The sequence below is a fragment of the Rubrivirga marina genome, from assembly GCF_002283365.1.
GTDB lineage: Bacteria > Bacteroidota > Rhodothermia > Rhodothermales > Rubricoccaceae > Rubrivirga > Rubrivirga marina.
This window is the reverse complement of the sequence record NZ_MQWD01000001.1, coordinates 3,887,077-3,898,733: the sequence shown is the minus strand read 5'-3', so window position 1 is coordinate 3,898,733 and position 11,657 is coordinate 3,887,077. Positions and strand designations below refer to the sequence as shown.

The window sequence follows — 11,657 nt, the reverse complement described above, 5'->3', positions numbered from 1 at the left end:
GCTACCGGATCTCGACGACGACGTCCTCGTCCACCTCAACGTGCACGTCGTGATGGTGGCGGTGGTGTCGGTCCGTCCGGTCGTGGTGCCGGTGGACGTGCTCGATCCGGTGCTCCCGGTGATGGTCGTGCTGGAAGAGGCCCCGGAGCTGTCGGAGCGCGACGGTCGCGAACAGAATGAACAGGACGGAAAGAGCGATGCGCTGGAGACGGCGGCGGGGCATGGCGGCACACGGGAGCGAGGACGCCCGTACGAATGGACCGCCCCCGTGTTACGCGTGTCGCCGCTCCCACTCTCGTTCTTCGCCCGCCCGACGCTCCAGGTCGCCCGCGACCTCCTCGGTGCGCTCCTCGTCTACGAGTCGCCAGACGACGGCCGGTTGGTCGGGCGGATCGTCGAGACCGAGGGCTACCGAGCCGACGACCCCGCGATGCACGGGTGGAAGGCCACGTTCGGCGACGACGGCCGCGTCCAGCCCGTCGGTCGCGCGGCGGATCTGTTCGCGGCGCCGGGCACGGCGTACGTCTACAAGATCTACTACACGCACTGGCTCTTGAACGTCGTGACCGAGCCCGAGGGCGAGGCCGGCGCCGTGCTGATCCGGGCCGTCGAGCCGGTCGAGGGCGAGGCGGCCATGACCGCCAACCGCCCCGCCTCGGTGCGCCGGCGGCGGGACCTGACGAACGGGCCGGGCAAGCTGACGCAGGCGTTCGGCATCAACGAGCCGCCGGAGGCGACCGAGAGCCGGCTCCACGGGACCGACCTCACCTCGCCGCCGCTGTTCTTCGCAGAAGGGGAGGCCGTCCCTGACGCTCGCGTCGAGACCACGAGTCGGATCGGCATCTCGCGCGGGATCGACCTCGACTACCGGTTCGTCGTGATCGATAGTCCGTTCGTGTCGCCGGGCGAGCCGAGCGCCCTCCGCCGAGCCCGCAAGACGCACCGGCGCTAGGTCCGGGCGTTCCCCACGAACGAGGGTCGCGGAGCCGGGACGGGGGAGAGGCGTTGGGCCCGGACCTCCCCCTCCGTTCCGTGCCCCCGATCCACGCCCGCGCCGCCGCTACCTGGGAGGCTGTCCGCGCCAGCTACTGGTTCATCCCGTCGCTCATGACGATCGGCGCGGCCGTGCTGTCGGTCGCGCTGATCAGCTTCGACGGGCGGGTCGGGGCCGAGTGGATCCGCGAGGTCCCGTTCCTGTACGGGAACCGGCCCGAGGGCGCACGGGCGGTCCTCTCGACGATCGCCGGATCGATGATCGGCGTGGCCGGCGTGACGTTCTCGATCACGATCGCGAGCGTGGTCTACGCGAGCGGCCAGTACGGCCCGCGGCTCCTGGCCAACTTCATGGACGACCGGGGCAACCAGGTCACGCTCGGCACCTTTATCGCGACGTTCCTCTACTGCCTCCTCGTGCTCCGCACGATCCGCACGGCGGCGGAAGGGGAGGGGGCCGTAGGCGAGTTCGTTCCGCACGTCGCCATCCTCGTCGGGCTGGCGCTGGCGGTGGCGTCCGTCGGCGTGCTGATCTACTTCATCCACCACGTCCCGGAGAGCATCCACGTCTCGAACCTCGTCGCGGGCGTCGGGCGCGACCTCCTCGGCAAGGTCGACACGCTGTTTCCGGAGCGGATCGGGGAGGGGAACGCGACGCGCGAGGCGGACGGGGAGGACCCCGAGTCGCCCCTCCCGGACGGGTTCTACGACGACGCCCAGCGCGTGGCGGCCGACGGCGCCGGCTACGTGTCGGGCATCGACGCCGACGCGGTCCTCCGGCTGGCGTGCGAGCACGACCTCCTGCTCCGCATCCGGCACCGGCCGGGCGACTTCGTGGCGGACGGCGACACGCTCGTCCTCGCCTGGCCGCCCGATCACGTCACGGATGAGACCCGCGACGCCATCCGGACGGCGTTCGCCTGGGGCGCCAAGCGGACGGCCCGTCAGGACGTCCGCTTCCTGATCGATGAGCTGGTCGAGATCGCGGCGCGGGCGCTCTCGCCGGGCGTGAACGACCCGTTCACGGCCATCGCCTGCCTCGACTGGCTCGGCGCCGCGCTCAAGGACCTCGCCGGCCGCGACTTCCCCCGCCCCGAGCGCTACGACGACGACGGCGCCCTCCGCGTCGTCGCGCACCCGACGACGTTCGAGCAGTTCGTCGGGGGCGTCTTCGGGCAGCTCCGGCCGTACCTCGCGTCCGACCGGAACGCCGCGCTCCACGCGCTCAAGACGATCGGCGAGGTCGCCGGTCGCGTGGCGGACGAGCGTCAGCGGGTCGCGCTGCGCCACGAGGCCGACGCGATCCTCGACGGCGCCGACGCCACCCTCGCGCTGGAGGCCGACCGGCTGTCGGTCCGCCAGCGCCACACCGAGGTCACGCGGCTCCTCTCGGGTCGGGTCGGTTTCGAGGCCATGACCGCGCGGACCGACTGGATCGGAGGCACGGCCTGACCCTGCCCGCCTCGGCGGCGTCACCGAGGCGGGCAGGGGAGTCGGTCGGTCGCGTCCGCTACCAGGAGCAGACGCCCGGGTTCGGGTTGGCGGGTGGCGTCCCGTCGCTCCCCCCGTCCGACCACGTGGCGCTCACGTTCAGCCTGTCGTTCCGGGCGACGATGCAGTCCTCAGACGGGCCAAATACGTACACTTCGACACGCGTGTCGCCGTTCGTCGACGGATACTTGTGGATGTGGAGCAGGGGGGCCGTCGCGTCGGGCGCGACGTAGCGGACCACGCCGTCCGAGAGGATGCCCGTGCGGTTGTAGCCCTGCCACGTGTCGTAGACATCCCGCCTGTAGCCGAGCTCGTCGATCGTCAGCGTGGCGAGATTGGCCGCGTCCTGGCCGCCACCGCCGGTCGCCTCGGGCTTCATGTAGTAGGCGATGATGTCGCCGGCCAGGGCGACGCCCTGTGCGGTGTAGGTGTCGACTTCGGACTTCCGCTGGTTCTCGTTGAAGCTCTGGATGCCGACGACGACGGCGAGCCCGACGATGACGACGCCGAGGACGAGGAGGAGAAGCTGCTGCTGGCCCATGGGGGGACGGGGTGAGTGAGGGACGTCCCAAATCAAGTACTGTGCCGACCCGGATACCCACTCCAATTGGAACGAGTGGGGCGTGGGGGGGTCCCCTTGCTCCGGTGGATTGAGTCTCGGGGGGTTACGAGATCGGCCTCGGGAGGGAGAGACTCCGCGGGCGGAGCCTCCATGCGATCCCCCGACGACCCTCCCAGGCGGCGTCGTGCCCCCGTCCCCGCGAGGCAGGCTGCCACGGCGCAACGCCCTCGCTTCACGGACGCCCGGCCCGGAAACGCCTGGGCCGAGGGCGGTCACGCCTGAGACAACGGAGAGGCTCCGTGCGGGTCCCCTACACGGCCATCACGTCGGCGTCCGCCCAATAGGTCGCCCACGGAGGCCGCTCCGAGGCGAGCAACTCGCTCACTTGGTCCGGCCAGAGGGGCCGGCTGAAGAGGTACCCCTGGCCGTAGGCGCAGCCCATCCCGCAGAGCGCCTCCAGGTGCGCGACGGTCTCGATCCCCTCGGCGACGATCGACTTGCCAAGGATCTGGCCGAGCCGGATGATCGTGCGCACCAGCGCCGCGCTCTCCGTCCGCTCGGCCATCTCCGCGACGAAGGAGCGGTCGACCTTGACCCGGTCCACCGGGAGGCTGTGGAGGCTCGCCAGCGAGGAGTACCCGGTCCCGAAGTCGTCGATGCAGAACCGGACGCCGACGTTCTGGAGGCTTCTCAGCTCGGCCGTCACGGCGTCGGGGTCCTCGACCAGGACGGACTCGGTGATCTCGAGGAAGAGGTGGTCGGGGTCGCCGCCCTCGTCGCGGATCCGCCGGACGGCGTCGGTGTAGTCGGACTCGAGGAGGTCCCGGCCAGTGCAGTTCACGTTGAGCATCAGGACCGCGTCGTCGGCGAGGCCCTCCCGCCACGCAGCCATCTGTCGGGACGCCTCGCGCAGGACCCACCGGTCGACGGCGGCGACCTGCCCGCTGTCCTCCGCCGCGCCGATGAACGCGTCGGGATAGAGCAGGCCGTGCTCCGGGTGTTCCCATCGGACGAGCGCCTCAAACCCCACGAGGGCTCCGTCGGTGAGATCGACGATGGGCTGATAGGCCAGGCGGAGCTCGTCCCGTTCGACGGCTTGCGGGAGGTCTATTTCGAGGCGAAGCCGCCGGGACATCGCCCCATGGGCGACGATGTCGTAGGTCGCGGAGCGGCCGCGGCCGGCGCGCTTCGCCTCGTACATCGCGAGGTCGGCCTCGCGAAGCACCGCGTCGGCGTCGCAGTGATCCGCCCGTGCCATGACGATCCCGACGGAGGCCCCGACGGAGAGGTCATTCCCATCGACACGGATGGGGGAGGAGAGGGCGTCCTTGACCCGGGCCGCTACGCGCTCGGCGTGCTCGGGCCCCGCGACCTTGTCGAGGAGAACGGCGAACTCGTCGCCTCCGAAGCGCGCGACCGTGTCACGGGGACGGACCACCCTCTCGATCCGTTCGCCGACCTTCTGCAACAGTCGGTCGCCCGCCGAGTGGCCCAGCGTGTCGTTGACCACCTTGAACCGGTCGAGGTCGATGAACAGCACGGCGTAGCCGGCCTCGTCGTTCACGCGGTCCCCCCGTTCGACGGCGACGTCCAGTCGCACCTGGAAGAGCGCACGGTTGGGCAGGCCGGTGAGCGGGTCGTGGTGGGCCTGGTGGTAGAGCGTCTGCTCGACCTCCTCCCGCTCGGTGACGTCCATGGCCGTGCCGATCACGGCGGGGCGCCCCTCGTGCTCCCCGCCGACCCCCGCCAACTCGACGTGGATCGTCCGGCCCGTCTTCGTGCGGCCCCGAGCGTTGTAGCTGATCGCGGTGGCCTCGCCCTCGATCCGGCGGCGGAGGTTCTCGCGCACCAGATCCTGGTCGTCCTCGTGGACGATCGAGAGGGCGGGGAGGCCCGTCATCTCCTCGACCGTGTACCCGAAGATCTCGGCCATGCGGGGGTTGACGTAGGCCATGTGGCCGTCTTGGATGATGGCCGTCCCGGCGACGGAGTGCTCCACGAGCCCCTCGAACATCGCGGCGGCCTCACGGATGGCCGTCACGTTCCGGGTCACGCCGACCAGTCCGACGACGTCGCCGGCGTCGTCGCGGAGTGGCATCTTGGTCGTCACGAACCACTCTCCCTTCTCACCGCGCTCCTCCTTGTCCAACAGGGGCACGCCGGTGCGGATCACCTCCAGGTCGTCGCGGAGGGCCGCGGTGCCCAGCGCCGATCCGGATTCGGAGTCGGTGTGCCCCACGGCGAGCTTGGGGTCGTCGAAGCCGAGGGCCCGTGCGCTGGCGACGTTCCGGAGCGTGGCTCGCCCCTCCACGTCCTTGACGTAGATGTGGTCAGGGATCGCGTCGATCACGGTCCGGAGGAGCCGTGCCTGCTCCCCCACCCGATCGAGGGCCCGGACGACGTCGCGGATCGAGGGGCGGAAAATGTACCGGGCGACCGCGGCGAGGAGCGCCAGGATGAATACGAGGAGGCTGAGCACGACCCACTGGAGCCGACGGCTCGTCCGCACGGAGGCGTCGTCGAGTGAGAACACGACGCGGTCCATTCGCGGAAGGAACGATCGCTCGGCCTCGAGGATCTCGCCGAGGTGGCGCTCGGTCTGTGCGGAGTCCCCCGTCGCCGCCGACGTGGTGAGCCCCTCCACCGCCCTTTGGACGCGCGCGATCTCGTCGGAGAGGGCGTCGAGTGCGGGACGGATGGAGGGAGCGTCGAGGCCGGGGAGCCCGCGGCTCGCGTCTCCGTCGAGGAGACCGCGGTGCGTCCCCGCCCACTCGTCCGCGAGAGCTCGAAGGGTCGCCGCCGAGGCGCCGGTTCGGCCCGTGCTCAGGAGGACGGCCTCTTTGGCGATCCTCTGGCTCAGCATCCGCTGGCGTCCGGCGAGGTTCACGACGTGTGCGTCCCGCGTCCGTTGGAGCAGCGCTACCCCGATCAGCGAGTGCGCGGCGATGGCGGCGACCGCGATCGAGACCACGGCAACCGCGTAGCGCCGGGTCAGACGGTGGCGTGTCCGCTCAGCGGTGGTCCTCGGCATCGGTGTCGGGGGTGGGGAGGGGGGTATCGACGGGCGGCGGGCGGTCCAAAGGCGTGCATAGGTTTTGAACAGTACCGGCGTCGATCTCATCCATGCGGAACCGACGGCGCCCTCGACCCTATGCAGACCGCCCGATGAGACTCGCCGTGCCGCCCCTTCCCCTCGATCTGCCGCCCGGCTGGTACAACCTCGCCGACCGGGTCCCCAGACGTGACCAGACGGTCCGCATCCTGACCCATCAGGGTCAGGACCACCGCGCTCAGTTCGTCGTGGCTCACACCAGCACGTGGCCGTCCGGAGCGTCGTGGGTCCTGGGGAACGACACGGCCCTCGCATTCGCCGAGGTCGTGCGTTGGTCCCCAGATCCCAACGCTCGGCCCCCCCGTCCGGCCCGACGACGGGAGGCGGAGCAGACGTCCGTGAAACGGCCCCGTCCGGCCATCTTGAACGAGGCCCTCATCGAGGTCGAGCGCACAGGAACGCTCCTCTTGCTGCTCCCGGAGGCGCACCTCGACTGGTCTCCCCACCCCGACCTCCCCACCATCCGGACGCTCTCGTGGCGCCTCGTCCGCCTCGTGGAACGGATCGGGTGGATCTTGGAACTCGACAAGCTGGCGCTCGACCTCGAGCCGGCCCTCGACCTCGAGATGTCGGCCGAGATCAGCGAGGCGTACGCGGCCAACGAGGAGAGCGTCCGGCGGGCGCTGATCGGCCTTGGACCGGACGACATGAGGGCTCCTTGGCTGCTGGAGCGGGAGGGGGACCCGGTCGCGCGACTCCCCCGTGGCGACGCGCTCCGCACGTTCGGGCTCACTCCGCTCGTGTACTACCGGGGCCAGCTGGCGGAGTTGCTCCTGGCGCTCGGCGTCGGCGTGCCCGACCCGTCACCCCTCTGGCCCTTCCCTGGGGTCCCGGTGCCGGAGTAGCCCTCAGAGGCACCCCTCGACATACTCGATGCTGGGGCCCCCGCCGTGGATCCGCTCGACGGTCGCGTCCGCCCCGATCTCGTAGCGGATCCCGCGGACGGCCTCGCCGCCGTCGCCCGACCGCCAGACGGTGACGTACGCGGCGGGCGCCTCGACGTACTTGTGGGGCGTGACTACGGCGTCGTCGCCGTGGGCCGCCTCGACGTCGGCCGCGGCGTCGCCGAGGCCGAGGCCCTCGGGCGTCGTCACCTCGGACTCCCCGCTGGCCGAGACGCGCGTGAGCACGCCGTCTTCGAGCATCACGAGCAGGCCTTCCGGGGCGCGGACCGGGTGAAACTCCTCGCACGAGCCCGTGTCCGCCAGGCCCGTCGCCACGTCGGGGGGCGCATCGCCCACGGCCTCCACGAGCTCGGCCCTCGTCATGCCGACGGTGAGCGGGCCCCAGCCGTCGGCCGTGAGCGTCGTGTCGGTTGCGGGTGGCGGGGCGGGCGCGCGGGCGGTGTCGGCTGGGGCCGGGCCCGCCTCGGTGACGGGGGCGGCCGACTCGTCGCCGGGGCCGCAGGCGGCGAGGGCAACGAGGGCGAGAACACAGAGAGCCGCGCGCATTGGGAGGGGGCAGAATGGCGCTCCACGGTTCCGATGGGAGGCGGCACCGACGGGAGCCTCGGGGCGTCCGTTGAACCGGCCACACGGTCTCGGGTTGCGTCGTCTTGCCCGCCTCGACGGCACCGTCGGGGCAGCCACCGAGGCGGACGGGGGCCGCTACTCGCCCGGGATGCCCGGCTCCGTCATCGAGCGGACGTCGAGGACCTCGTCGATCCGCTGCTCCGGGATGAGGCCCATGTCCAGCAGCACCTCGCGGACCGACTTCTGCTCGGCCGCGGCCTTCTTGGCCACCTTGGACGCGGCGTCGTAGCCGATCTCGGCGTTGAGGGCCGTCGCGATCGACGGGTTCTTTTCCAGCAGCTCGCGCGCCCGCTCGCGGTTGGCCGTGATGCCCTCGAGGCACCGCTCGCGGAACGCGTCGAGCACGCCCGAGAGCGCCTCGATCGACTCCAGCATGGCGTGGGCCATGACCGGCATCATCACGTTGAGCTCGAAGTTCCCGTGCTGCCCGCCGACGGTGATCGTCACGGCGTTGCCCATCACGCGCGCGGCCACCATCATCATGGCCTCGCTCATTACCGGGTTCACCTTGCCCGGCATGATCGACGAGCCCGGCTGGATGGCCGGGAGTTGGATCTCCGACAGCCCCGACGTGGGGCCCGACGAGAGGTGCCGGATGTCGTTGGCGATCTTCAGCAGCGACACCGCCAGCGTGTTGAGCGCGCCGGCGGCGGCGACGTACCCGTCCTTGGCGGCCTGCGCCTCGAAGTGGTTCTCGGCCTCACGGAAGGCCACGCCCGTGATCTCGGAGATCTCGGCGATGGCCGCCTCGGGGAACGCGTCGGGCCGGTTGATGCCGGTCCCGACGGCCGTCCCGCCGAGGGCGAGCTCGGCCAGCTCTTCGGAGGCGGCCTCGACGCGCGCGATGCCCTTCCGGACCTGGGCGGCGTACCCGCCGAACTCCTGCCCGAGGCGGACCGGCGTGGCGTCCATGAGGTGCGTCCGCCCGCTCTTGATGACGTCGTCGAAAGCCTGGGCCTTGTCCTCGAGCGCGCTCGCGAACCGCTCCAGCGCCGGCAGCAGATCCCGCTCGATCGCCACGCGCGCCGCGACGTGCATGGCCGTCGGGATCACGTCGTTCGACGACTGGCCGTAGTTGACGTCGTCATTGGGGTGGACGCCCTTCGAGCCGAGCGCGCCGCCGAGCGTCTGCGTCGCGACGTTGGCGATGACCTCGTTGGCGTTCATGTTCGTCGACGTGCCCGAGCCCGTCTGGAAGATGTCGAGCACGAACTGGTCGTCGAGGTCGCCCTCCCGCACGCGCAGCGCGGCGGCGTCGATGGCGTCTGCCGTCTCGGGCTCGAGCAAGCCGAGCTGCTTGTTGGCGCGCGCCGACGCGGCCTTGACGGTCCCGAGCGCCTCGATAAACCGGCGCGGGAAGCGGAGTGACGAGACGGGGAAGTTGTCCTTGGCGCGCTGCGTCTGGGCGCCGTAGAGCGCCTCGGCGGGCACGCGGACCTCGCCGAGCGAGTCGGTTTCGATGCGGACGTCGGACATGGGGAGGCTGATGGGGGAGGGGAGTCGGACCGCCTCGACGGCTCTCCGGAGCGAAGCCGTAGGGACGAGGCGGGGAGGGCACGAGAACGTACCGGGCCGAGCGGAAGCGGTTCGGGCGGTCTCCGCGAACTTGATCCGTCCGAGCCCGTCCATCGATCTGACGTCCCCCGCGCCCCCGTGCCCACCCGCCCACCGGTCCACCGCACCATCGAGGCCATGCAGGCCGAGGCCGACGCGGCCCGCGCCGCCGGCCGCCGCCTCGTGCTCGTCCCCACCATGGGCGCGCTCCACGACGGGCACCTCGCGCTCGTGCGCGAGGCCCGCCAGCGGGCCGGAGGCGACGGGCACGTGACCGTCTCCGTCTTCGTCAACCCGACCCAGTTCGGGCCGGGCGAGGACTTCGAGGCCTACCCGCGCACGCTCGACGCCGACCTCGACGCGCTGGCGGAGGCGGGCGGGGTGGACGCCGTCTTCGCGCCCTCGGCCGGGGTGATGTACCCGTTCGGGCTCCCGCCGTGGGTGACGGTGTCGGTCCGTGACCTCGACCGGCACCTCTGCGGGGCCACGCGTCCCGGCCACTTCGAGGGCGTCACGACGGTCGTGACGAAGCTGTTTTTGGCGTGCCGCCCGCACCTCGCCGTGTTCGGCCAGAAGGACGCCCAGCAACTGGCGATCCTCCGCCGGATGACGGCCGAGCTCGGGTTCGGGGTCGAACTCGTGGGGCACCCCATCGTGCGGGAGCCGGACGGGCTGGCGCTCTCGTCGCGCAACCGCTACCTCTCGGACGAGGAGCGCGCGCAGGCCGTCGTGCTCTCGCAGGCGCTCCGCGCGGCCGAGGCCGCCGTCGAGCTCGGCGAGCGCGACGCGGCGGCGATCCGCGGGACGATGGAAGCGCAGGTCGCCGCCGCTCCGCTCGCGCGGCTCCAGTACGCCGAGGTCGTCGACGCGGACGCGCTGCAGCCCGTTGACACACTCTCACCAGAACGCCCTTCCGGAGGCCGCTACCTTGCCGCTCTCGCCGTGTACTTCGGCGACACCCGACTCATCGACAACACCACGCTGATGGTGAGAGACGCGGGATGAGGCCCGCATCCCCCGCCCCGCATCCCCCACCCCTCCCGCCATGACGATCACCCTCTTCAAAGGCAAGCTCCACCGCTTGACGGTGACCGAGGCCGCCCTCCACTACGAGGGCTCGATCACGCTCGACCGGGAACTGATGGAGGCGGCCTCGATCCTGCCGTACGAGCGCGTCCAGGTCGTCAACGTGAACAACGGGAGCCGGCTCGAAACGTACACGATCCCGGCCGAGGCCGGGACTCGGACGGTTTGCCTCAACGGCCCGGCCGCCCGCCTCTGCGCGCCCGGCGACCTCGTGGTGGTGATGGCCTACGCCGACATGACGCCGGAGGAGGCCGAGGCCCACAAGCCGCGCGTCGTCCTCGTCGATGGCGACAACAACCCGACGGAGACGTTCGACCTCGACGGCGCCGACGTCTCGGACCCGACGATGCCGGCCGTCACGAACGCCGTCGACACGAGCGACCTGTTCGCGCCGCGGCTCGGGCGCCCGCTCCCCGGCAGCCGCGGCAACGGTCGCCGTCGCCGCTAGCTCCGCCCGCCTCGGTGCCGAGGCGAGCAGAGCTACAAAAAACGGCCGGCGCGGGGAGGCACCGGCCGCAAAATCCGTGGCGACGACGCGCTACGCGTCGATGACGTCGGCGCCGTTCTGGACGATCTCGCTCTCCGAGAAGAAGTAGCGGCCCTCCTTGACGCCGTTCTCGGCGGAGTCGGAGCCGTGGACGGCGTTCTCGCCCATCGAGGTCGCGAACTGCTTCCGAATCGTGCCCTCGGCGGCCTCGGCCGGGTTCGTCGCGCCGATCACCTCCCGCCACTTGGCGACGGCGTCCTCGCGCTCGAGGACCAGCGGGACGCACGGGCCGGACGACATGAACTCGGTGAGCTCGCCGAAGAACGGCCGCTCGGCGTGGACGGCGTAGAACCCCTCGGCCTGGGCCTGGGTCAGGGTGACGAGCTTCATCGCGCGGACGGCGAAGCCCTCCGAGAGGATGCGGTCGAGGATCTTGCCGGCGTGGCCCGCCTTGACGGCGTCCGGCTTGATGATGGCGAGCGTGCGCTCCATGGGGGTGGGGTCGGTTGGGAGTGGCTCAAAACAACAGAGCCGCCGACCCCGAGACCGCGAAAGCCGGGGGAAGAGGGCGGCCTGCGGCGCTCGCGGGAACGGGAGAGTCGGAAACGGACGACACCTGCCCTGCCCGCCTCGGCACCGAGAAGGAGGGGCCCGCGTCGTCGGGGTGTCCGCCGGCTCGCGGCCTCCGATGTGTCATCCTGAGCGGAGCCGCGTAGCGGCGCAGCGAAGGATCGTCGGACCCGAGCGTGCCACTCGTGGTGAGTGGGGAGCCAGCCGAAATGACACCCCTCGCTCCGCTCGGGACGACAACGGAAAGGGGGGCTCTGCGGTCGAGGCGTG

The 11,657-nt window shown here is 71.3% G+C and carries 11 protein-coding genes; 5 read left to right on the top strand and 6 right to left on the bottom strand.

What is annotated here, in order from left to right:
- Position 1: 1 nt before the first annotated feature.
- On the bottom strand, positions 2-223 hold the full coding sequence (locus BSZ37_RS22170) for a hypothetical protein (protein WP_179299401.1): 222 nt from the start codon (positions 221-223) through the stop codon (positions 2-4).
- Positions 224-277: 54 nt separating this feature from the next.
- On the opposite strand from BSZ37_RS22170, the gene BSZ37_RS16600 reads away from it, so the two are divergent.
- Entirely contained in the window at positions 278-952 is a 675-nt protein-coding gene (locus tag BSZ37_RS16600; RefSeq protein ID WP_218830540.1) for a DNA-3-methyladenine glycosylase, read from the top strand.
- An 80-nt stretch (positions 953-1,032) separates the two neighbouring features.
- The gene (locus BSZ37_RS16595) at positions 1,033-2,445 is read left to right on the top strand and encodes a DUF2254 domain-containing protein (protein ID WP_218830539.1); all 1,413 of its coding nucleotides are present in this window, start codon (positions 1,033-1,035) and stop codon (positions 2,443-2,445) included.
- 58 nt (positions 2,446-2,503) lie between these two features.
- Here BSZ37_RS16595 and BSZ37_RS16590 read toward each other — a convergent pair whose 3' ends face one another.
- Together BSZ37_RS16590 and BSZ37_RS16585 are read right to left on the bottom strand one after the other, a co-directional pair.
- The gene (locus BSZ37_RS16590; protein ID WP_095511622.1) at positions 2,504-3,025 is read right to left on the bottom strand and encodes a hypothetical protein; all 522 of its coding nucleotides are present in this window, start codon (positions 3,023-3,025) and stop codon (positions 2,504-2,506) included.
- 331 nt (positions 3,026-3,356) lie between these two features.
- Positions 3,357-6,077 carry an EAL domain-containing protein gene (locus BSZ37_RS16585; protein WP_179299710.1) on the bottom strand — a complete coding sequence of 907 codons (2,721 nt, stop codon included), beginning with the start codon at positions 6,075-6,077 and terminating at the stop codon, positions 3,357-3,359.
- Between the two features lie 146 nt (positions 6,078-6,223).
- On the opposite strand from BSZ37_RS16585, the gene BSZ37_RS16580 reads away from it, so the two are divergent.
- Positions 6,224-7,003 carry a DinB family protein gene (locus BSZ37_RS16580; RefSeq protein WP_179299709.1) on the top strand — a complete coding sequence of 260 codons (780 nt, stop codon included), beginning with the start codon at positions 6,224-6,226 and terminating at the stop codon, positions 7,001-7,003.
- Positions 7,004-7,006: 3 nt separating this feature from the next.
- Here the strand turns inward: BSZ37_RS16580 and BSZ37_RS16575 are convergent, their stop codons facing one another.
- Positions 7,007-7,609 carry a hypothetical protein gene (locus tag BSZ37_RS16575; protein WP_179299708.1) on the bottom strand — a complete coding sequence of 201 codons (603 nt, stop codon included), beginning with the start codon at positions 7,607-7,609 and terminating at the stop codon, positions 7,007-7,009.
- Positions 7,610-7,765: 156 nt separating this feature from the next.
- On the bottom strand, positions 7,766-9,166 hold the full coding sequence (locus BSZ37_RS16570) for a class II fumarate hydratase (protein WP_095512433.1): 1,401 nt from the start codon (positions 9,164-9,166) through the stop codon (positions 7,766-7,768).
- A gap of 177 nt (positions 9,167-9,343) precedes the next feature.
- On the opposite strand from BSZ37_RS16570, the gene panC reads away from it, so the two are divergent.
- Both panC and panD read left to right on the top strand, forming a co-directional pair.
- On the top strand, positions 9,344-10,249 hold the full coding sequence (panC, locus tag BSZ37_RS16565) for a pantoate--beta-alanine ligase (RefSeq protein ID WP_218830538.1): 906 nt from the start codon (positions 9,344-9,346) through the stop codon (positions 10,247-10,249).
- 40 nt (positions 10,250-10,289) lie between these two features.
- The gene (panD, locus tag BSZ37_RS16560) at positions 10,290-10,778 is read left to right on the top strand and encodes an aspartate 1-decarboxylase (protein ID WP_095511617.1); all 489 of its coding nucleotides are present in this window, start codon (positions 10,290-10,292) and stop codon (positions 10,776-10,778) included.
- Positions 10,779-10,868: 90 nt separating this feature from the next.
- Here the strand turns inward: panD and ndk are convergent, their stop codons facing one another.
- Positions 10,869-11,309, bottom strand: coding sequence for a nucleoside-diphosphate kinase (gene ndk, locus BSZ37_RS16555; protein ID WP_095511616.1), 441 nt, complete (start codon positions 11,307-11,309; stop codon positions 10,869-10,871).
- Positions 11,310-11,657: the final 348 nt, after the last annotated feature.

What these genes read in the sequence shown, in the direction of transcription:
- BSZ37_RS16570 (WP_095512433.1), bottom strand. Translation starts at nt 9,166, where the DNA reads ATGTCCGACGTCCGCATCGAAACCGACTCGCTCGGCGAGGTCCGCGTG.
- panD (WP_095511617.1), top strand. Translation starts at nt 10,290, where the DNA reads ATGACGATCACCCTCTTCAAAGGCAAGCTCCACCGCTTGACGGTGACC.
- ndk (WP_095511616.1), bottom strand. Translation starts at nt 11,309, where the DNA reads ATGGAGCGCACGCTCGCCATCATCAAGCCGGACGCCGTCAAGGCGGGC.
- BSZ37_RS16590 (WP_095511622.1), bottom strand. Translation starts at nt 3,025, where the DNA reads ATGGGCCAGCAGCAGCTTCTCCTCCTCGTCCTCGGCGTCGTCATCGTC.
- BSZ37_RS16575 (WP_179299708.1), bottom strand. Translation starts at nt 7,609, where the DNA reads ATGCGCGCGGCTCTCTGTGTTCTCGCCCTCGTTGCCCTCGCCGCCTGC.
- BSZ37_RS16585 (WP_179299710.1), bottom strand. Translation starts at nt 6,077, where the DNA reads ATGCCGAGGACCACCGCTGAGCGGACACGCCACCGTCTGACCCGGCGC.
- BSZ37_RS22170 (WP_179299401.1), bottom strand. Translation starts at nt 223, where the DNA reads ATGCCCCGCCGCCGTCTCCAGCGCATCGCTCTTTCCGTCCTGTTCATT.